This is a genomic window from Pseudomonas sp. PDM13 (assembly GCF_025685765.1).
Classification (GTDB): Bacteria; Pseudomonadota; Gammaproteobacteria; order Pseudomonadales; family Pseudomonadaceae; genus Metapseudomonas; species Metapseudomonas solani.
Genome location: NZ_JAOTQU010000027.1, coordinates 74,882 through 95,516, shown reverse-complemented (window position 1 = coordinate 95,516; position 20,635 = coordinate 74,882). Strand labels below are relative to the sequence as shown.

The window sequence follows — 20,635 nt, the reverse complement described above, 5'->3', positions numbered from 1 at the left end:
CGGTGTGTGAGAGCGAGTTCAGGGGGGATGGACGACGATTTACCCGTCCACCACGCGGACCATCCGCAGGCAGGTTGTTTGGCGGGCAGTGCGAGGGCCCTACCAGAACCCCGCCTGGCGGCGTTCGGTGACGTAGTCCAGGGGCAGGGCGAAGGCCTTGAGGAAGAAAGCAGCGAGGCGGGTGTCGATCACCGTTTCGTTGATCGAAGCCAACTGCGCGGGCAGGGTGCGAGTCTCGTCGTTGAAGGCGTAGAACTCTTCATGCACCAGGCCCAGGTTGGCCGCGTCGGCGATGATCCGGTAGTGGCTGGTGCGCGTCCCCGGGTTGCTGGCGGCCAGGCGCAACTGCGGGTGCAGCGGGTCGCTGATGTCCATCTCCACCGTCACCTCGATGCCGCCCCGGCGGGCATGACGCGCCGCTTCCTCGAACAGCGGCAGGGCCTGGCTGGCGAGCGCCGTTTCGAAGTCGCGGAGAAACTCATGGGTCTTGCTGGGCGAGGGGAGCGAGGTCGGCTCGGGTGCGGCTGGGTTCATGGCAAGGCTCCATCGGGTTGTGAACGCAGGGCCGACCACTCTTCCAGCAGTGCAGGCCCCAATTCGAATAGAGCCTCCTGGTTGCCATAGGTTGCACGGGTAATGCCCACCACCGTCAGCTGCCGTTCACCATCGTGCAGGTGAATGGTCAGAGTGCCATCCGCCTCCATCACGCAGTGGCCATGGGTGCTGGGCCGCAGGCGCTGGTTGAAGTGGATCTCGATGTCGCGGGCACTGGGTTGGCTGCTGGGCACGGTGACTACCTCCGGTCGCAGGATAGGGGCGGCAACTCCGCTCCGGTGTCTTGCCTGTTTTCACCTTAAACCCCTGCCGACACGCGTAAATACTGGCCAACGGCCCAGGTACGGCATGGGCCGGGAATTGCCCGTGATTACATCAGCCTGCGCCCGCGAAATACCTCCCGGCAGTTAATTGACGATGATCTATGTGATTGGCGCTCGCTATCGACGCCCCAGTCGTGGCCATAGCCGCACTCAATCGACAGCCCCGCAGCCCGTGCCGAACGGGGCGCAAATAGTTAGAACCTCTCCGCAATGCTGCCCTCAGACCTACTAGGCGCCGGTTTGGCGCCTGCTCCACGACAACGTCAGATCAACGACCAGAGAGGATTTGTGCAATGGCTCAACACCGAGGCGGCAAAGGCAACTTCGCAGAAGACCCACAACGCGCATCCGAAGCCGGTAAGAAGGGCGGACATGTGAGTGGTGGCAATTTCAGGAACGACCCGGCACGCGCATCCGCAGCCGGCCGCAAGGGAGGACAGCGCAGCCACAGCAACACCAGTGACTGACGCCCAACGGGGAGTGGCGGCATGCGGCCGTCGCTCCCCACCCTTGCCGGATTACCTGCAACACCCGTGATCACCTGCGCACGCGCAATGCGTCGTCAGGCCCGGCGCCTGCCTGGGCGTCGATTCCAAGCCAGGAGAAGATTCGATGCCCACCCAGAAGAAGACCGGCAGCCAACTCGCCGGTACCGACACCCCTGACCGTGAAAACAGCAACCGCAAGCTCGACCAACTGGAGGGCTTTCGCGAAGACGCCACCGACCAGGCCCTGACCACCAACACCGGCACGCGCATCGCCGACAACCAGAACAGCCTGAAGGCCGGCGAGCGCGGCCCCTCGTTGCTGGAAGACTTCATCCTGCGGGAGAAGATCACCCACTTCGACCACGAGCGCATTCCCGAGCGCATCGTCCATGCCCGTGGCGCTGCGGCCCATGGCTATTTCCAGGTCTACGAGCCACTGGCCGAGCTGACCAAGGCCGACTTCCTCAACGAGCCGGCGAAGAAAACCCCGGTGTTCGTGCGCTTCTCCACGGTGCAGGGGCCGCGTGGCTCGGCCGACACGGTGCGCGACGTGCGCGGCTTCGCGGTGAAGTTCTACACAGACGAAGGCAACTTCGACCTGGTGGGCAACAACATGCCGGTGTTCTTCATCCAGGACGCCATCAAGTTCCCCGACTTCGTGCATGCGGTGAAGCCTGAACCGCACAACGAAATCCCCACCGGTGCCTCGGCCCACGACACCTTCTGGGACTTCGTCTCCCTGGTGCCCGAGTCGGCGCACATGGTGCTCTGGACCATGTCCGACCGGGCCATCCCGGTGGGCTACCGGGGCATGCAGGGCTTTGGCGTACACACCTTCCGCCTGATCAACGCCGAGGGCCGCAGCGTCTTCGTCAAGTTCCACTGGCGGCCCCTGTCGGGCGTCTACTCGCTGGTCTGGGACGAGGCGCAGAAGCTCGCCGGCAAGGACCCGGACTTCCAGCGCCGCACCCTCTGGGAAGACATCGAAAAAGGCGACTACCCGGAATGGGAACTGGGCCTGCAGGTGATCCCCGAGGAGGACGAGCATAAGTTCGACTTCGACCTGCTCGACCCCACCAAGCTGGTGCCCGAGGAGCTGGTGCCGGTGCGCAAGGTGGGCAAGCTGGTGCTGAACCGCAACCCGGACAACTTCTTCGCCGAAACCGAGCAGGCGGCCTTCCATCCCGGCCACCTGGTGCCCGGCATCGACTTCAGCAACGATCCGCTGCTGCAGGGGCGGCTGTTCTCCTACACCGACACGCAGCTCTCGCGCCTCGGCGGGCCGAACTTCAACGAGATCCCCATCAACCGCCCGGTTTGCCCGTTCCACAACAACCAGCGCGACGCCCTGCACCGGCAGACGGTGAACAAGGGGCGTGCTGCCTACGAGCCCAACTCCATCGACGGCGGCTGGCCGAAGGAGACGCCGCCCGCCGCGCGTAGCGGTGGCTTCAGCAGCTACCACGAGCCGCTGTCGGGCACCAAGCTGCGCAAGCGCGCCGACTCCTTCGCCGATCACTTCTCCCAGGCGCGGCTGTTCTACAACAGCCTCAGCGAGACGGAGAAAGGCCATGTGGTGGCGGCCTACAGCTTCGAGCTGGGCAAGGTGGAGCGGGTGCACATCCGTGAGCGCCAGGTGAAGGAAATTCTCGCCAATATCGACCTCGACCTGGCCCGCCAGGTGGCCGAAAACCTCGGCCTCACGCCGCCCCAGGCACCCACGGTGCAGGTACCGGAGATCGGCCTCAAGGCCTCGCCCGCGCTGAGCCAGATGAACCTGCTGCCGGGCAACATCAAGTCGCGCAAGGTGGCCATCCTTATCGCCAACGGCGTGCAGGGCAGCGATGTGGAGTTCATCCAGGGCGAACTGAAGAAGGCCGGCGCCAGCGCCAAGCTGCTGGCACCCAGTTCGGCGCCGGTGAACACCGCCGAAGGCAAGCAACTGGTGCCCGACGCCACCATCGCCGGGCTGCCTTCCATCGCGTTCGATGCGGTGTTCGTGCCCGGTGGCGACAGTGCGGCGAAGACCTTCGGCGGGGATGGCGATGCGCTGCATTACCTGCAAGAGGCCTACAAGCACCTCAAGGCCATCGCGCTGTGCGGCGCGGCGGGCGACCTGGCCAGCCAGCTGCACCTGGAGGCGGACGAAGGATTGCTCAGCGGTGCCACGGCGAAGGATGTAGCCAGGCCGCTGTTCGATGCCATCGCCAAGCACCGGGTCTGGGCGCGGGAGCCCAAGGCCAAGGCCGTACCGGCATAGACCACGCATGGCGCCAGGGAGGGCGTCGGGGTTTGGCAGATGTTTCTGATGGCTGTAGACGTTTGCCAGCTTGGGTTCGAGAGAGGCTCTCAAAATAAGGCGCACATTGATCGATGAAAGCGGGCATCAATGTTGGAGCAGCCGCCAAACGCCCCTTTCAGGAGGCCGAGCGAATCGTCGTGTAGGGGGTTGAGCGACATGGATGTCGCGAGAGCCGCGATGGGCCAGGGATGGCCCTTCGCGGCGTGCCCCTGGAACGATGATGGAGCGAGGGAAGTCTGGCGAAGCCAGACCCGTATGCAGGGGCAAGCCCTTTTGGTTCCTTTTAAGTGGTTCGGCATTCCGACGATTGTTAAAAGGGACTCGCCCGGGTGGGCGAAACCAAAAGCACCAGCAACGCTCGGCAATCAGCTGGGCTCGAAACCTTCAGGCAACACCTATCGGAGACCTGGGCTGGCCGATCAGCCCTGGATGCGCACCCGCTGGTGCCCGTGGACGGTCAGCTGGCATTCATCGAGCACGGCGGCGGCGAAGCGGCGTAGCGCCGTCAGGGCATCGGGTTCGTTGCTCTCGGAGGGGGTGAGGAAGTCGTCCATGGCGAACAGGTCTTCACCGCCCACGCTCGGTGCGTCCACCAGGGTCCAGTCCAGGGTGCTGTCCAGCAGGCGCTGTTGCAATTGCACACCGGGTTCGGGCCGGTAGCCGACCTTCTCATCCAGCCAGCGGAAATCACCGATCACCAGCAGGCGCTTGACCCTGGCCATCGCCAGGCCGTCGAGCAGGGCGGTGATGGCGCGGAACTCCACCTCGAACTCTGTCGTCGCCTGCTGCCGGGCGCTGGCCAGCAGCGGCTGGCTGCACAGGTTGCAGAGCACGGCGTCCATGCCCGCCACCGCGTGGCTCACAGCCAGGGCATCGAAGGGCTCGCCGAGCTTGGCGCGGATGCCGGGGCGCGAAGGAATGGCGTTGAGGTCGTCGAGCAACGCCGTGGCTTCCCATTGCCGGCTCAGGGCTTCCACCAGCATGGCGCTGCCCAGGCTGCCGAGGGCGCCGAACAGGGCCAGTTTATAGGCGGGTGATTCGAGGTTCTTCATGGGGGCTCCTTGGCAGTGTCGTGAGGCTTTCCCGCGTGGGGCTCTCCATCTAGACAGGGTGCGCGACGAAAATGGTTCAGCAATTGCTCCCGGTGGACGGAGCACCCGCCCGGGGCAAAAAACAGCAAACCTTTGGCGAAGTGCCACAGTCGAAAAAGATGAGTCCGCTAGTCATACGGCACCCGCCGGTGGAGGTGACATGACTCTCTTCTGTCTGATCGGTGGTTGTTCCTGGTCGCCCAGCACCTCGGTGCACATCGGCAAGGAAGACCTGCTCTGCCAGGTGTGCGCCCGCTGCGGCGCCTGTCGTTACCAGCCCCTGACGGGCGCCCTGGAGCGCGGTGGATCGTGACCTGGTGGGACCAGGTCCTGGCGACCCTCGCCAGCGAGTTCTCCGACCTCGATGACCCCACCCAGGCGACCCGGGTGACCTTGCGCGTACTGCTGGCCGCGCTGCTGGGCGGCCTGCTCGGCTTCGAGCGCGAGCAGCACGGCAAGGCGGCCGGCATCCGCACCCACATGCTGGTGGCGCTGGGTGCCGCGCTCTTCGTCCTGGCGCCGCAGATGGCCGGTGCCGAACAGGATGCGATGAGCCGGGTGATCCAGGGCATAGTCGCGGGCATCGGCTTTCTCTGCGCCGGCACCATCCTCAAGCGCGACAGTGTGGCCGAGGTGAAAGGCCTGACCACCGCCGCCGGCCTCTGGCTGACCACCGCCATCGGCGTCACCGTCGGCCTCGGCCGCGAAGCCACGGCGGTATTGGCGACCCTGGTGGCGCTGGTGATCCTCAACCTGGTACCGCACCTGGTGTCCCGCCTGGAAAAGCTCGACAAGCGATAGGCGAAACTCTTTTCCGCCGACGCGACTCAGAACCTTGTGTGGCAGTCAGCAACAAGGAGCTTTTCGCCATGTTCAGAGACTTCAAACACTGCACCGCATGGACCGATGCCATGAGGGAAGGGCAGAACTACGTCGGCCTGATCGAGTACCAGCCCAAGCGCGAAGGCGCCGGCGTGCGCGTGCTCTGGGTGGTGGCGCCGGGCTGCGTGTGCGAGAACGAGGCGGAGACCGCCGCCGACAACATGCTGCGACAGATCCGCGACATCACCGTGGAAGGCAGCGTGATATACAGCGACGGCGTGGCGCTCTAGGCCCGCCCGCGAGGTGACCCATGGCACGTGCGATCTGGAAGGGCGCCATCAGCTTTGGCCTGGTGCACATCCCGGTGGGCCTGGTTTCGGCCACCTCGTCCCAGGGCGTGGACTTCGACTGGCTGGACAAGCGCAACATGGACCCGGTGGGCTACAAGCGGGTCAACAAGCGCACCGGCAAGGAAGTGGCCAAGGACGACATCGTCAAGGGCGTGGAGCTGGAGAAGGGCCGCTACGTGGTGATCAGCGAGGAGGAAATCCGCGCCGCCCACCCCGAGGCGACCCAGACCATCGATATCTTCGCCTTCGTCGACAGCGCCGCCATCCCCCTGCAGCACATCGATACCCCCTACTACCTGGCACCGGTCAAGCGCGGCGAGAAGGTCTATGCCTTGCTGCGCGAGGCGCTCTCGGGCACCGCGAAGGTGGCCTTGGCCAATGTAGTGCTGCACACCCGCCAGCACCTGGCGGCGCTGATGCCGCTGGAGTCCGCGCTGGTGCTGGTGATGCTGCGCTGGCCCGCCGAGGTGCGCGGGCTGGACAGCCTGGAGCTGGGCAGCGCGGTGACCGACGCCAAGCTGGCCAAGGCCGAGTTGGACATGGCCAAGCGGCTGATCAAGGACATGAGCGCCGACTGGCAGCCGGACGAGTACGTCGACAGCTTCACCGACCGCATCATGGAACTGGTGGAGCGCAAGGCCAGCCAGGGCCGCATCGAGGCGGTGGAGTCGCCAGCGGGCGAGGAGGAGCGGCGCAGCGCCGATGTCATCGACCTCACCGACCTGCTCAAGCGCAGCCTTGGCGGCAAGCCCGCCAGCAAGGCCAAGCCGGCCAAGGCGGCCGCCAAACCGGCGCGCAAGAGCAGCGCCAAGCCATCACGGAGCAAGGCCAAGGCTGGCTGAATCCGCATCCACGCCGAGGTGACCCGCCATGGCCCGCCGTTCCAGCGAATACAACCGCAAGCGCAATTTCGACGTCACCTCCGAGCCCCGGGAAGCCGCACGGCCCACCGGCCGCACCAAGGCCGGTGCGCTCGGTTTCGTCATCCAGAAGCACGACGCCCGCCACCTGCATTACGACTTCCGCCTCGAACTGGACGGCACCCTGAAGAGCTGGGCGGTGCCCAAGGGACCGAGCCTGGACCCCAAGGACAAGCGCCTGGCCGTGCATGTGGAAGACCACCCGTTGGGCTACGCCGAGTTCGAGGGCAGCATCCCGGCCGGGCAATACGGCGCAGGCGATGTGATCGTCTGGGATCGCGGCATCTGGCAGCCCCATGGCGACCCGCGCGCCGCCTATGCGGCCGGCAAGCTGACCTTCACCCTGGTGGGCGAGAAGCTCAGCGGCGACTGGAGCCTGGTGCGCACCCGCCTGCGAGGCAGTGGCGACAAGGAACAGTGGCTGCTGATCAAGCAGGACGACGAGGTGGCGCGCCCGGCGGACGAGTACGACATCGTCTCCGCCGAACCGGCCAGCGTGATCAGTGGCGCCGATGTGGGCAGCGATGCACCGGCCGCTCGTCCGCGTGCTTCCAGGGGGGCTGGCAAGGCGGCCAAGGCGCGCAAGGGCGAGGGCGCCGAACCGGGCATGCCCGACACCCTGGCGCCGCAGCTGGCGACCCTGGTGGATGCGCCACCCTCGGGCGACTGGCGCTACGAGATCAAGTTCGACGGCTACCGTATCCTCGCCCGCATCCGCGACGGCGAGGTGCGCCTGTACACCCGCAACGGCAACGACTGGACCGCGCGCCTGCCGCTGCAGGCCCGCGACCTGGCGGCGCTGGACCTGGGCGATAGCTGGCTGGATGGCGAGGTGGTGGTGCTCGACGACGACGGCCTGCCAAGCTTCCAGGGCCTGCAGAATGCCTTCGAGATCGGCCGCAGCCACAGCATCCTCTATTACCTGTTCGACGCGCCGCACCTCGACGGGCGCGACCTGCGCCAGCAGCCGCTGGAGGACCGCCGCGCGGCCCTGGAGCGGGTGCTCAAGGGCCACAAGCGCAGCCTGCTGCGCTTCTCCCAGGATTTTGCCGCCAGCCACGAATCGATCCTGGAAAGCGCCTGTTCCATGTCCCTGGAAGGGGTGATCGGCAAGCGCGCGGGCAGCCCCTACCGCTCGGCCCGCAGCCCGGACTGGATAAAGCTCAAGTGCCGCCGGCGCCAGGAGTTCGTCATCGTCGGCTACACCGCGCCCAAGGGCAGCCGCAGCGGTTTCGGCGCCTTGTTGCTGGCGGTGCACGACGAGCCGGGCGGGGCGGAGCTGCGCTACGCCGGCCGGGTGGGCACCGGTTTCGACGAGGCACGGCTGGCCGACATTCTCGGCCGCCTGCAGGCCATCGCCCGCAAGGACAGCCCGCTGACCAAGGCCTTGACCGCCAGCCAGCGCCGGGGTGTGCACTGGGTGGAGCCGCAACTGGTGGCCGAGGTGGAATTCGCCGAGTGGACCGGTGACGCCATCGTGCGCCAGGCGGCGTTCATCGCCCTGCGCAGCGACAAGCCGGCGGAGCAGATCATCCGCGAGCAGCCGCGTAGCGCCTCCAGCCTGAGGAAGGCACCTGCGGCGGCCGAGACGGCCGGGCAAGCCGGGGAGGGTGGCCGCCAGACCCTGGCCAAGGTGTCCATCAGCCATCCGCAGCGGGTGATCGACGACCAGAGCGGCACCCAGAAACTGGAACTGGCCCGTTACTACGCGGACGTGGCCGAGTGGGTGCTGCCGCACCTGAAGGGGCGCCCGGTATCCCTGCTGCGGGCGCCGGAGGGCGTCGGCGGCGAGCTGTTCTTCCAGAAGCATGCCGAACGCCTGGCGATTCCCAATATCCGTCACCTCGACCCGTCGCTGGACCCCGGGCACGCGCGGCTGATGGAGATCGACACGCTGGAGGCCCTGGTGGGCGCGGTGCAAATGGGCGCCATCGAGCTGCACACCTGGGGCGCCACCAGCGACCGCATCGAGCGGCCGGACCGCCTGATCCTCGATCTCGACCCGGACCCCAAGCTGCCCTGGAAGACCATGCAGGAGGCCACCCGCCTGACCCTTTCGGTGCTCGATGAACTGGGCCTGCAGGCCTGGCTGAAAACCAGCGGCGGCAAGGGCATGCACCTGGTCGTCCCGCTGGCGCGCCATGCCGGCTGGGACGAGGTGAAGGGGTTCGGCAAGGCCATCGCCAGTTTCCTCGCCCGCCAGTTGCCGGAGCGCTTCGTCGACAAGATGGGACCGAAGAACCGCATCGGGCGCATCTTCGTCGACTACCTGCGCAACCAGCGAGGCGCCAGCACCGTGTGCGCCTACTCGGTGCGCGCACGGCCGGGGCTGCCGGTGTCGGTACCCATCGAGCGCGATGAGCTGGAGCGGCTCAAGGGCTCGGCGCAATGGACCCTGGGCAACCTGCGCCAGCGCCTGGATGGCCTGGATCGAGACCCCTGGCACGACTACGTCGCCCGCCAGCGCATCACCCGCGCCATGTGGGAGCGCCTGGAAGCGGTGCCGGAGGACTGAGGCCGCTGGGTGAATTTCCCTGAACCGGCCGGGCCAGGGCCAGTCCTGTTGATTAACAGGCACTGATACGGGAGACGACCATGAGCGATGAACAGACCCTTCCGCCCCAGCACCAGGACCAGCAACCGGGCCAGGAGACCGAGATGCGCCCGCAGCCGCTGACCATCGGCGAGTACTACCAGGCCGCCGGCAAGCTCGACGGCATGACCGCCATCGTCACCGGAGCCGACAGCGGCATCGGCCGCGCCGTGGCGGTGCACTACGCCCGTGAAGGGGCCAACGTGGCGGTGCTCTATCTGAACGAGGTGGAAGATGCCGAGCGCACGCGCCTGGAGGTGCAGGCGGCCGGGCGCGAGGCGCTGCTGTTCGCCGGTGATGCGGCCGATGGCGAGTTCTGCCGCCGGGTCATCGACGCGGTGATCGAGAAATGGGGCAGGGTGGACGTGCTGGTGAACAACGCCGGCGAGCAGCACCCGCAGGAACGCCTGGAAGACATCACCGAAGAGCAGTGGGAGCAGACCTTCCGCACCAACATCTTCGCCATGTTCCAGCTGACCAAGGCCGCGCTGCCGCACCTGCGCCCGGGGGCCAGCATCATCAACACCAGTTCGGTGACCGCCTACAAGGGCAACCCGACGCTGCTGGACTATTCCTCCACCAAGGGCGCCATCACCTCCTTCACCCGCTCCCTGGCGCTGAACCTGGCCAAGCGCGCCATCCGCGTCAACGCCGTGGCCCCGGGGCCGATCTGGACGCCGCTGATCCCCTCCACCTTCGATGCTGAGAAGGTCAGCCACTTCGGTGCCGAAACACCCCTCGGCCACCCCGGCCAGCCGGCGGACGTGGCCCCAGCCTACGTCTACCTCGCCAGCGCGGACTCGGCCTACGTCAGCGGCCAGGTGCTGCACGTGAACGGCGGCATCGTGGTGAACGGCTAGGGCGGCACGCGGCGATGTTCGTGTGGGAGCGGCTTCAGCCGCGAAAGACCTGTCGCAGGCACTGGGCCGAGAGCCGGCCGGGCACTCCATCGCGAATGAATTCGCTCCCACGAGGTGGGCATGCGTGTGGGCTGCAAGGTTGCTTGGTGGATGAGAAGAGCGCCATCCACCCTACACACCGGTTGGCTTCGTGGTTCGGGCTGGACACGGTGCCGTAGGTTGGTGCCGAGCGCCGCGAGGCCCAACGCAGCGATGTTCGGCCCCGTTGCAAACTCTTCCCGTGGGAGCGGCTTCAGCCGCGAAAGACCTGCCGCAGGCACTGAGCCGCGAGCCGGCCGGGCACTCCATCGCGAATGAATTCGCTCCTACAAGGGGTGCCACGCCCGACGGCACCGACCGTGGTAAATCGCAGGCAAGAAAAAGCCCCGCTTATGCGGGGCTTTGGGTCGACGTGCCTGGCGTCAGGCGGCGAGGGCGCGCTGGGCGCGATCGATCACCTGCTGAAGCTGGCTGGAGTTGCTGTACTGCTCCGGGTAGATGCGCTGGCTGTGGCAGGCGACACCGTACTCGCTGACGATGGTGAAGCTGAAGCCGCCCTTGCGGGAAGGCGCGGTGATCTGACACTGGAGCGGCGCAAATGCGCGGGTAAGGGTGGTAATGGCTTGTTCGGCCTGGTGATGGATAGTCATATTGTTAGGTCCTGCAAAATGCGGCAATCGGGCCGCGTAATAGAACTCCGAATCCGTCGCCCACCATGGGCACACCGGATGATCCTTATCGGAGCGAATGAGCTGGCGGAAAGTTCCGCCTGTGAGCGGAGCGTGCCAGCCAAGTACTTTGGATGCCAGGTTGTAATCGTGGGCAAGGTTCCGGCCCGGTGATTGTCCTGATCAGACTTCTGGATGGGAGGCCAGGACGAATGCGCTGCCAGTGATTGGCGGGAGGCATGGGTCAGGTAACCATCGAGGAGACCGGCGTCGCGATGCGCATGAGAAGCGCTGGCTGCGACTGGCCGGATTGACTTACAGCTTGGTACTAGGTGCGCGATCATACGGCAAGCTCCGTTGATTGGATAGGGCCACTTGGACCTGGTTGTATCCGAATCTTTCTTTTTTCTACTCCTTCTTCATGACAATCCGTCGATTCTGCTTCCCGGCCCTGTAACCGCCTAGCGGACGTGTCCGATTCGCGGGCAAAAAAAAGCAGCTCGGGGGGTGAGCTGCATATTGGCCAAAGGGGGGGGTGGCCATGGGAGGAGCATGCAATCTGGAGTGACTCAGCCCTTGCTCGGCTGCACGTCGCGGATGGCGTTGGACATCCGTTGATCCTGTTTCAGCAGCGCCCGGCGGACCTTGGCCAACTGGTCGGGCGGCAGGCCGCTCTTGCCGAACATCTCCAGGGCGAACTGGCGGACCTGCGCATCGGTGTAGGGTGTTCCCTCGCTGTGTTGCGGCGAGGTGCAGCCAGCGAGCGCGAGGGTGGCGAGCAGGGCGATGAGTGCGATCGACTTGTGCATCTGGCCCTCCTGTTCGGCTGTCTGCGTTGCGATGGGCGCAGATTAGCCAAGCGGCGGTCGGGGCAGAAATCATCAGGCTTGATAGTGATTATCGGGGCAGCGCATCGCGCGCCGCAGAGGGCGCCGCCAGGCTGGCGGCGCCCGGAAGGGTCAGCGGTTGACGTCCACCACCACGCGGCCACGCACGCGGCCTTCGAGCAGTTCGCTGGCGCTGAGCACAGCCTCGCCGAGGCCGATCTCGCTGGTGATCTCGTCCAGCAGCGCCAGGTCGAGGTCGCGCACCAGGCGGTCCCAGGCCTCGATGCGGTCGGCGCGCGGGCGCATCACGCTGTCGATGCCGGCCAGGGTCACGCCGCGCAGGATGAAGGGCGCGACGCTGGCGGGGAAGTCCATGCCCTGGGCCAGGCCACAGGCGGCAACGGCGCCGCCGTAGCGGATGCCGGCGCAGACGTTGGCCAGGGTGTGGCTGCCCACCGAGTCGACGGCACCGGCCCAGCGTTCCTTGCCCAGCGGCCGGCCGGGCTCGGAGAGGCTGGCGCGGTCGATGATCTCAGCGGCGCCCAGGTGCTTGAGGTAATCCGCTTCCTGGGGCCGGCCGGTGGAGGCCGCCACCTGATAGCCGAGGCGGGCGAGCAGGGCGGTGGCGAAGCTGCCGACACCGCCGTTGGCGCCGGTCACCAGCACCGGGCCCTTGTCCGGGGTCACGCCGTTGCGCTCCAGGGCCAGCACCGAAAGCATCGCGGTGTAGCCGGCGGTGCCGATGGCCATCGCCTGGCGCGGGGTGAAGCCAGCAGGCAGGGGGATCAACCAGTCGCCGTTGAGGCGTGCCTTCTGCGCCAGGCCGCCCCAGTGGGTCTCGCCCACGCCCCAGCCGTTGAGCAGCACGCGGTCACCGGCCTTGAAGGCGGGGTTGTCGCTGGCTTCCACGGTGCCGGCCAGGTCGATGCCGGCGACCATGGGGAATTTGCGCACCACCGGGCTCTTGCCGGTGATGGCCAGGCCGTCCTTGTAGTTCAGGGTGCTGTAGTCGACCTGCACGGTGACGTCGCCCTCGGGCAGTTGCGCCTCGTCCAGCTCGGTCAGCGTGGCGCGGTAGCCCGCGTCGTCCTTGTCGATCAGGATGCCTTTGAACATCGGTTGTCTCCTCATGGGAAGCAGTGGAAAGGGACGGGCTAGCGGGGCAGCCCGGCGATAAATCCTTGGATGAAGCAGTCCAGCGGCCCGTTGTCCCGCACCAGCCGGGCGCGCAGCACGGCGCCTTCCCAGCCGATCCAGAAGAACGCCGCCCAGTGCGCGCAATCCGTCTCCGGGGCCAGCTCGCCCTCGGCCTTGGCCGCCTCCAGGCACAGCGCCAGGCGCTGCTGCCAGCTGAGCAGGATGGCCTCCAGGGATTCGCGGAAGGCCTCCGGCAACTGGGTCACCTCCTGGCCCAGGTTGCCCACCAGGCAGCCGCGGCGGTACTCGAAGCGCTGCATGCCGGCCTTGGCCTCCTCGACGAAGGCGGCGATGCGCGCCAGGGGCGGGCGCGACTCGTCCAGCAGGCAACGGTCGAGCTTGCGCGCGAAGTAACCGGCGTAGTTCTCCAGCACCGCGTGGCCGAAGTCTTCCTTGCTCTGGAAGTAGTGATAGAACGAGCCCTTGGGCACGCCGACGCGGCTCAGCACCGTGTCGATGCCGGTGCTGAGGAAGCCCTGTTCGGTGAGGATCTCGGTGCCGCAACGCACCAGGGCGTCGCGGGTGTCGAGGTTGCCGCGGGCGACCTTGGGTGGCCGGCCGCGACGGGGCGGGGGAGTGGAATCGGTCATGACGGGAGATATTAGACCGATCGTCTATAAAATCAATGGTGCTGCGTGAAGGCCGCTATTCGGCGGCAACGAGCTGGCGGATCGCCTGCTCGAAATACTCCGCCGGCTGGCCACCGCTGATCAGGTGGCGACCATTGAGGATCACCGACGGCACCGAGCGGATGCCGTGGCTGGTGTAGAAGTTCTCCTCCTCGCGCACTTCCTCGGCGAAGCGGCCGGATTCCAGCACCTCGCGCGCGGCCTCGGCGTCCAGCCCGGCCGCAGCGGCCACCTCAACCAGCACCGCGCGGTCGCTGGGATTGCGCCCCTCGGTGAAGTAGGCGGCCAGCAGGCCCTGCTTGAGTTCCAGCTGGCGCCCCTCGAGCTCCGCCCAGTGCAGCAGGCGATGGGCGTCGAAGGTGTTGTAGATGCGCCCGCGCGCCTGCATGTCGAAGCGGAAGCCCACCTCGGCGCCGCGCTGGCGGATGTGCTCGCGGTTGGCGGCCACCTGTTCCGGCGTGCTGCCGTACTTCTGCTGGATGTGCTCGACGATGTCCTGGCCCTCGGGCGGCATATCCGGGTTCAGCTCGAAGGGCTTGAAGGCCAGCTCCACCCGCACCTCGTCGCCGAGGTTGGCGATGGCCTGCTGCAGCGCGCCCAGGCCCACCGCGCACCAGGGGCAGACCACGTCGGATACGAAGTCGATGCTGATGGTCTTGCTCATGGGAAATGCTCCGGTGATGGAAAGATGCCGCCCAGTCTATGCCTCGAACGCGTGCACGGCGACGCATCGCACGACTGTCATCGGCGCGGGTTAAAAAAACACCGCCCCGGCAGCGCCTCGCGGCTTGCGTCGGCGGCATCTTCAACCATGCTTGGTAATCCACCCCGGCTGCTCCGCCGCTCGTGTCCCCGAGCGGCCGTGCCGTTCCCGTCCGATCCCATCCCCGACCATTACGAGGTGTAGACAATGGCCCGCGCGACCCCCATCAACCGCTACCGCAACATCGGCATCGTGGCCCACGTGGATGCGGGCAAGACCACCACCACCGAGCGGATCCTGTTCTACACCGGGGTCAACCACAAGATGGGCGAAGTGCACGACGGCGCCGCCACCATGGACTGGATGGTGCAGGAGCAGGAACGCGGCATCACCATCACCTCGGCCGCCACCACGGCCTTCTGGTCGGGCTCGGCCAAGCAGTTCGACAAGTACCGCTTCAACATCATCGACACCCCCGGGCACGTCGACTTCACCATCGAGGTGGAGCGCTCCCTGCGCGTGCTGGACGGCGCGGTGGTGGTGTTCAGCGGCGCCGATGGCGTCGAGCCGCAGTCGGAAACCGTGTGGCGCCAGGCCAACAAGTACGGCGTGCCGCGCATCGCCTACGTCAACAAGATGGACCGCGCCGGCGCCAACTTCCTCTGGGTGGTCGGGCAGATCAAGCAGCGCCTCGGCCACACCCCGGTGCCCATCCAGCTGCCCATCGGCGCCGAAGAGAACTTCGAAGGCCAGATCGACCTGCTGAAGATGAAGGCCATCTACTGGAACGACGCCGACCAGGGCACCAGCTTCCGCGAGGAGGAGATCCCCGCCAACCTGCTGGCCGAGGCCGAAGAGTGGCGCGAGAAGCTGGTGGAGGCCGCCGCCGAGGCCAGCGAAGAGCTGATGAACAAATACCTCGAAGGCGAGGCGCTGAGCATCGAGGAGATCAAGGCCGGCCTGCGCCAGCGCACCATCGCCTGCGAGATCGTCCCCGCCGTGCTCGGCTCCTCGTTCAAGAACAAGGGCGTGCCCCTGGTGCTGGACGCGGTGATCGAACTGCTGCCGGCGCCCATCGAGATCCCCGCCATCAAGGGCACCCACCCGGACGACGAGGAGCGCCACGACGAGCGCCACGCCGACGACGACGAGCCGTTCTCGGCCCTGGCCTTCAAGATCGCCACCGACCCCTTCGTCGGCACCCTGACCTTCACCCGCGTGTACTCCGGCGTGCTCAGCTCCGGCGACTCGATCCTCAACTCGGTCAAGGGCAAGAAGGAACGCGTCGGCCGCATGGTGCAGATGCACGCCAACACCCGCGAGGAGATCAAGGAGGTACGCGCCGGCGACATCGCCGCACTGATCGGCATGAAGGACGTCACCACCGGCGACACCCTCTGCGACCTCGACAAGCCGATCATCCTAGAACGCATGGACTTCCCCGAACCGGTGATCTCGGTGGCGGTGGAGCCCAAGACCAAGGCCGACCAGGAAAAGATGGGCATCGCCCTCGGCAAGCTGGCCCAGGAGGATCCGTCCTTCCGCGTGCGCTCGGACGAGGAATCCGGCCAGACCATCATCTCCGGCATGGGCGAGCTGCACCTGGACATCCTCATCGACCGCATGAAGCGCGAGTTCAACGTCGAGGCCAACATCGGCAAGCCCCAGGTGGCCTACCGCGAGAAGATCCGCAACAAGTGCGAGATAGAAGGCAAGTTCGTCCGCCAGTCCGGCGGTCGTGGCCAGTTCGGCCACTGCTGGATCCGCTTCGAACCGGGCGAGGACGGCAAGGACACCCTCGAGTTCGTCAATGAAGTGGTGGGCGGCGTGATCCCGCGCGAATACATCCCGGCGATCCAGAAGGGCATCGAGGAGCAGATGAAGAACGGCGTGCTCGCCGGCTACCCGCTGCTCGGCCTCAAGGCCACGGTGTTCGACGGCTCGTACCACGACGTCGACTCCAACGAGATGGCGTTCAAGATCGCCGCCTCCATGGCCACCAAGCAGCTGGCGCAGAAGGGCGGCGCGGTGCTGCTGGAGCCGATCATGAAGGTCGAGGTGGTCACCCCCGAGGACTACATGGGTGATGTCATGGGCGACCTCAATCGCCGTCGCGGTCTGATCCAGGGCATGGACGAGGCCCCCGCCGGGCGCATCATCCGTGCCGAGGTGCCGCTGGGCGAGATGTTCGGCTACGCCACCGACGTGCGCTCCATGTCCCAAGGCCGCGCCAGCTACTCCATGGAGTTCTCCAAGTACGCCGAAGCCCCCGCCAACATCGCCGAGACCATCGTCAAGAAACAGGGCTAGCCCCTACGGCGGCCCTCTCTCCATGAGAGGACCGCCTCTGTAGCCCGGGCTTCAGCCCGGGAGTCCCTCACGCGAAAGCTCAGACTGCCAAATGCCGAGATGGGGCATGCGTTGGTACGTACCCTCTGCCTGTTACACGCCATCCCGACTTTGGTGAGGGATGGAGAAATCATGTTGTGACCTAGTCTGCCAGTGCCCGGATTGGGCACCTGCCTGGCTCGCAAGAGCCCTCACAACATGGAATGTGAAAATGAAGATGAAACCTGCTCGTCTGCTCCTCGCTCTGCTTTCCACCGTTACAATTGCGCCCGTTGCCTTCGCTCAGGTATTGCCTGCTGGATCCACATTCACAGGTGGCGGCCTGGTTGATTTCAGAGGTGGGCCGCTCCTCGTCGTCAAAGGCTGTTCGATGAGCCTTAGCGGCCAGACTGACTCGAATGGATCGAATGTAATGGTCGTCAATTCGGTCTCGTTCTCGGGTAACTCGATCTGCCAATCCATCGTACCTAAGGGACTGCCTTGGAAACTGGAGGCCACGAGCCTGACTACCATGGCTATCACGGGCGTAGATATGACGTTCCTTGGAATCAATTGCGGCGGGTCTGCCTCCACCGTCGTTCAAGGTTCGTGGAGTAACTCCGCAGGATTCAGTGCTGTGAACCAAAGCGTGGCGAACTGCAGGTTCGACAGTCTGCAATTCACTACCTCACCGCAGCTCACAGTCCAGTAACCCCGAGAGCCTCCCATCGAGCTTTGTATCAGGATCCGAGTGCGTTGCCCTTCGGGTAACGCACCGGTGCTTTGCATGCACGCTCCGATCCATAGCACATAGAGAAAACCCGCACCCACCGCCACCGACGAAATTCCCCTAATTTTCCCTCGCGTCCCGACGTCATCTGTTGCACAGACCTCCCATTTCGCGAGCCGCCCATGTCCCAGCACAACCCCCTGTCGAACCTCCCGCTGCCCGATGGGCGCAGCCTCGGTGCCGACGAAACCGACACTCGCCTGCACCTGACCCTCGATGGCCAGCCGCTGATCGACCTGGCGCTGCAGCGCGGCGCCGAACCGCGCCTGCAGGTGCTCGGCACACCGCCATCCGCGCAGGCTCTGCACGCCGCCTGCTACTGGTTGCTGGCCCGCGACCCGGCCTGCCAGCGCCTGCACTGGCAATTGCCGCAGGCACCGGCCGAGGCCCTGGCCAGCGGCCTGCTGGTGGCGGCCGGGGCAGGGGAGTACCGCTGCGAGCGCGGGCAGTTCTGGCAACTGCCGGCACCCTGGATCACTGCCGCCAGCCCCTACCCGGAGCGCATGGTCATCAGCGACGGCAAGCGCCACCCGCAGCGTCCGCCCAAGCCCACCGGCGAGCTCTACCGCCGTTTCGATGCGCGCCTGGGCAGCTGGATCTCCCTGCGCGCGCTGGATATCGACAGCGACCTGGAGCGCTTCAACCGCTGGCAGAATTCGCCCCGCGTGCTGGCGTTCTGGCAGGAGGGCGGCGACCTCGACCAGCACCGCGGCTACCTGCAGAAGCTGCATGACGACCCCCATGCGCTGACCCTGATCGGCTGCTTCGACGACCAGCCCTTCGCCTACTTCGAAGCCTATTGGGCCAAGGAAGACCGCATCGCGCCCTTCTATGCGGTGGACGACTACGACCGGGGCATCCACATGCTGGTGGGCGAGGACAGCCACCGCGGCCCGCACAAGGTGGCCAGCTGGCTGTCGGCGCTTACCCACTTCCTGTTCCTCGACGACCCGCGCACCCGCCGCGTGGTGGCTGAGCCCCGTGCCGACAACGCGCGGATGATCGGCCACATGCAGAACCTGGGTTACTACCGGGAGAAGGAGTTCGACTTCCCGCACAAGCGCGCCGCGCTCATGGCCATCGGCCGCGAACGCTTCTTCGATCATTGCGTGCTGGCCTGAGGCAGAGCCGCGTTCTCAATGCGTAGCCCGGGCTTCAGCCCGGGACCGGCGTCGAAGGAATCCCCGGGCTGAAATCCGGGCTACGGGTTTGGCCTGAGGCTGGAGGTTCGCCCCGGGCGCGAGTCGCGCCCGGGGCGGAAAACGGGGGAGGGGTCAGGCGGATTTTTCGCTGCGGTCCTGGTCGTTGCCGGCGGCCTTCTCGGCTTCGGCACGGGTCACCTTGCGGCAGTGCACCAGGGCATCGCGGATCATGAAGTTGACCAGGGTCGGCGAAACGCCCAGTTCCTTGGCGATGTCCTTCTGCGGCACGCCGTGCAGGCGGTACATCTCGAAGGCATAGCGGGTACGCGCCGGCAACTCGGCCAGGGCATCGGCGATGTGCTCGAGGGTCGCGTAGTTGATGTGCGAGGTCTCGGGCGAAGCACCTTGGGTGACCACCACGTTGAGGCCTTCCTCCTCGGTGCCGGAATACTTCTGCTCCAGCGCCTGCTTGCGGTAATGGTCGATGGCCAGGTTGCGCACGATCTGGAACAGGTAGCTGAGCTGCGCCTTGAACGACGAGGTGATCTGCGGAGCCGACTGCAGCCTGAAGAACGCATCCTGCACCACATCCTCGGCGCGGGAGCGGCATCCGGTGATACGCGCGGCGATCTTCACAAGGATCGTGCGGTTATCGATGAATGCCTGGAGTAAGGGTGAATCGCACCTGCTTGTGGACAGTTGATCCGTCATGGAAATCACCTTGCGCTTGGGTAGGCAAAGGGCGCCGGAAAAAGGGCGACCTGTTCAGCGGGGTAACAAATTATGTCCAATGATAATCATTGTCAAATGCGATGAATAATTAATATGCATATATTCGAAGAAGAGCACGGAAAGGCTTCAGGGCTGTTGCAGCCCCGCCCCGCGAAGACCCTTCCGATCGACGGTGAAAGCGCTCCCGGCCCCGGGAAATTCCGTTAATTATTTTTCGTCTCCATCCGTTCTCCTCTGTGAAAGCGCGGGCAGCTGGCCCCGCTGCAACGGTTTCGCAGACAGGAGAACGACATGGTTTTCGATCGTGACGATGTGATCTTCCAGGTGGTCATCAACCAGGAGGAGCAGTACTCGATCTGGCCGGACTACAAGGCCATCCCCGCCGGCTGGCGCGCCGCCGGCAAAAGCGGCCTGAAGAAGGACTGCCTCGAGTTCATCGAGCAGAACTGGACCGACATGCGCCCGCTGAGCCTGCGGCAGAAGATGGACCAGGACAAAGTGGTGGCCTGAGGTGGACGCGCCGATCAGCCTGCGTCTGTTCTGCCTGCCGTATTCCGGCGCCAGCGCCATGACCTACAACCGCTGGCGGCGCATCCTGCCTGCCTGGCTGGTGGTGCAGCCGCTGGAGCTGCCCGGGCGCGGCATGCGCATGGACGAGCCGCTGCACATCCGCATCGACACGCTGGTGGCGCAGCTCGCCCGCGAAGTCGCGCCCCAGGTGCAGCAGCCCTACGCGCTGTTCGGCCACAGCCTCGGCGGGCTGCTCGCCTTCGAGCTGGCCCACGCCCTGCGCGAGAAGGGGCTGCCCGAGCCCCTGGCGCTGTTCCCCTCGGCCACCGCCGGCCCGGCCCGGCGCAACGTCGATGACTACCGCGAAGCCAAGAGCGACGCCGAACTGATCGCCAGGCTGCGCAGCCTCCAGGGCACCCCCGAGGAGGCCCTCGCCAACGAGGAGCTGCTGCGCCTGATGCTGCCCATCCTGCGGGCCGACTTCCTCGTCGCCGGCAGCTACGCCTACCGCCGGCGCCAGCCGCTGCAGGCGCCCATCCACGTGCTCGGCGGCAAGGCCGACGAACTGCGCGTGGACGAACTGCTGGACTGGCAGGAAGAGACCGCCACCGGCTTCTCCCTCGACATGTTCGAGGGGCATCACTTCTTCCTCCAGCAACAGGAAGCCGCCGTGCTGCGCACCCTCAAGCGCTACGCCGAGCAGCACCTGTTGCGCCTGCGCACCCGCACTGTGCGCCAGGTACCGCTGGCGGCCGGCTGAGCCGCC

At 66.1% G+C, this 20,635-nt stretch carries 21 protein-coding genes; 12 read left to right on the top strand and 9 right to left on the bottom strand.

Features of this window, described 5'->3' with window-relative positions:
- Positions 1–99 precede the first annotated feature (99 nt).
- Positions 100–534, bottom strand: a complete 435-nt coding sequence (locus tag OEJ36_RS24575; RefSeq protein WP_263403747.1) for a hypothetical protein — start codon at positions 532–534, stop codon at positions 100–102.
- Positions 531–788, bottom strand: coding sequence for a hypothetical protein (locus tag OEJ36_RS24570; protein WP_263403746.1), 258 nt, complete (start codon positions 786–788; stop codon positions 531–533). Before OEJ36_RS24570 ends, OEJ36_RS24575 begins: the two co-directional genes overlap by 4 nt.
- Positions 789–1,171: 383 nt before the next feature.
- Here OEJ36_RS24570 and OEJ36_RS24565 point away from each other — a divergent pair, with 383 nt between their 5' ends.
- Entirely contained in the window at positions 1,172–1,345 is a 174-nt protein-coding gene (locus tag OEJ36_RS24565; protein ID WP_184489186.1) for a general stress protein, read from the top strand.
- Between the two features lie 145 nt (positions 1,346–1,490).
- Positions 1,491–3,626 carry a catalase HPII gene (gene katE / locus OEJ36_RS24560; RefSeq protein ID WP_263403745.1) on the top strand — a complete coding sequence of 712 codons (2,136 nt, stop codon included), beginning with the start codon at positions 1,491–1,493 and terminating at the stop codon, positions 3,624–3,626.
- A 461-nt stretch (positions 3,627–4,087) separates the two neighbouring features.
- Here katE and OEJ36_RS24555 read toward each other — a convergent pair whose 3' ends face one another.
- On the bottom strand, positions 4,088–4,720 hold the full coding sequence (locus OEJ36_RS24555) for an NAD(P)-dependent oxidoreductase (protein ID WP_263403744.1): 633 nt from the start codon (positions 4,718–4,720) through the stop codon (positions 4,088–4,090).
- Between the two features lie 199 nt (positions 4,721–4,919).
- Here OEJ36_RS24555 and OEJ36_RS24550 point away from each other — a divergent pair, with 199 nt between their 5' ends.
- The 6 genes from OEJ36_RS24550 to OEJ36_RS24525 all read left to right on the top strand — a co-directional run bounded on the left by OEJ36_RS24550 (position 4,920) and on the right by OEJ36_RS24525 (position 10,304).
- Entirely contained in the window at positions 4,920–5,072 is a 153-nt protein-coding gene (locus tag OEJ36_RS24550) for a PSPA7_2676 family Cys-rich small protein (RefSeq protein WP_263403743.1), read from the top strand.
- A complete protein-coding gene (locus OEJ36_RS24545) occupies positions 5,066–5,560 on the top strand; it encodes an MgtC/SapB family protein (RefSeq protein WP_263403760.1) in 495 nt (164 codons plus the stop codon). The genes OEJ36_RS24550 and OEJ36_RS24545 overlap by 7 nt, the downstream gene beginning before the upstream one ends.
- Before the next feature lie 68 nt (positions 5,561–5,628).
- Positions 5,629–5,871 (top strand): hypothetical protein, encoded by a 243-nt coding sequence (locus tag OEJ36_RS24540; protein WP_263403742.1) that lies wholly within the window; start codon positions 5,629–5,631, stop codon positions 5,869–5,871.
- 20 nt (positions 5,872–5,891) lie between these two features.
- The gene (locus OEJ36_RS24535; RefSeq protein ID WP_263403741.1) at positions 5,892–6,773 is read left to right on the top strand and encodes a Ku protein; all 882 of its coding nucleotides are present in this window, start codon (positions 5,892–5,894) and stop codon (positions 6,771–6,773) included.
- Between the two features lie 28 nt (positions 6,774–6,801).
- On the top strand, positions 6,802–9,366 hold the full coding sequence (gene ligD, locus OEJ36_RS24530; protein ID WP_263403740.1) for a DNA ligase D: 2,565 nt from the start codon (positions 6,802–6,804) through the stop codon (positions 9,364–9,366).
- A gap of 80 nt (positions 9,367–9,446) precedes the next feature.
- A complete protein-coding gene (locus OEJ36_RS24525; protein ID WP_263403739.1) occupies positions 9,447–10,304 on the top strand; it encodes an SDR family oxidoreductase in 858 nt (285 codons plus the stop codon).
- A gap of 461 nt (positions 10,305–10,765) precedes the next feature.
- Here the strand turns inward: OEJ36_RS24525 and OEJ36_RS24520 are convergent, their stop codons facing one another.
- The 5 genes from OEJ36_RS24520 to OEJ36_RS24500 form a co-directional block, all read right to left on the bottom strand.
- A complete protein-coding gene (locus tag OEJ36_RS24520; protein ID WP_263403738.1) occupies positions 10,766–10,993 on the bottom strand; it encodes a hypothetical protein in 228 nt (75 codons plus the stop codon).
- 587 nt (positions 10,994–11,580) lie between these two features.
- Positions 11,581–11,820 carry a hypothetical protein gene (locus OEJ36_RS24515; RefSeq protein WP_263403737.1) on the bottom strand — a complete coding sequence of 80 codons (240 nt, stop codon included), beginning with the start codon at positions 11,818–11,820 and terminating at the stop codon, positions 11,581–11,583.
- Positions 11,821–11,970: 150 nt separating this feature from the next.
- Positions 11,971–12,954 (bottom strand): MDR family oxidoreductase, encoded by a 984-nt coding sequence (locus tag OEJ36_RS24510; RefSeq protein ID WP_263403736.1) that lies wholly within the window; start codon positions 12,952–12,954, stop codon positions 11,971–11,973.
- A 38-nt stretch (positions 12,955–12,992) separates the two neighbouring features.
- The gene (locus tag OEJ36_RS24505; RefSeq protein ID WP_263403735.1) at positions 12,993–13,625 is read right to left on the bottom strand and encodes a TetR/AcrR family transcriptional regulator; all 633 of its coding nucleotides are present in this window, start codon (positions 13,623–13,625) and stop codon (positions 12,993–12,995) included.
- A gap of 55 nt (positions 13,626–13,680) precedes the next feature.
- Positions 13,681–14,328, bottom strand: a complete 648-nt coding sequence (locus OEJ36_RS24500) for a DsbA family oxidoreductase (protein ID WP_263403734.1) — start codon at positions 14,326–14,328, stop codon at positions 13,681–13,683.
- 246 nt (positions 14,329–14,574) lie between these two features.
- On the opposite strand from OEJ36_RS24500, the gene fusA reads away from it, so the two are divergent.
- Together fusA and OEJ36_RS24490 are read left to right on the top strand one after the other, a co-directional pair.
- Positions 14,575–16,677, top strand: coding sequence for an elongation factor G (gene fusA, locus OEJ36_RS24495; RefSeq protein WP_043244693.1), 2,103 nt, complete (start codon positions 14,575–14,577; stop codon positions 16,675–16,677).
- Positions 16,678–17,607: 930 nt separating this feature from the next.
- Positions 17,608–18,606, top strand: a complete 999-nt coding sequence (locus OEJ36_RS24490; protein ID WP_263403733.1) for a GNAT family N-acetyltransferase — start codon at positions 17,608–17,610, stop codon at positions 18,604–18,606.
- Between the two features lie 153 nt (positions 18,607–18,759).
- On the opposite strand, the gene OEJ36_RS24485 is transcribed toward OEJ36_RS24490, so the two are convergent.
- Entirely contained in the window at positions 18,760–19,338 is a 579-nt protein-coding gene (locus OEJ36_RS24485) for an RNA polymerase factor sigma-70 (RefSeq protein WP_031288207.1), read from the bottom strand.
- A gap of 312 nt (positions 19,339–19,650) precedes the next feature.
- Between OEJ36_RS24485 and OEJ36_RS24480 the strand changes: the two genes are divergently transcribed.
- Together OEJ36_RS24480 and OEJ36_RS24475 are read left to right on the top strand one after the other, a co-directional pair.
- On the top strand, positions 19,651–19,869 hold the full coding sequence (locus OEJ36_RS24480) for an MbtH family protein (protein WP_021220748.1): 219 nt from the start codon (positions 19,651–19,653) through the stop codon (positions 19,867–19,869).
- Between the two features lies 1 nt (position 19,870).
- Positions 19,871–20,629 (top strand): thioesterase II family protein, encoded by a 759-nt coding sequence (locus OEJ36_RS24475; RefSeq protein WP_263403732.1) that lies wholly within the window; start codon positions 19,871–19,873, stop codon positions 20,627–20,629.
- Positions 20,630–20,635: the final 6 nt, after the last annotated feature.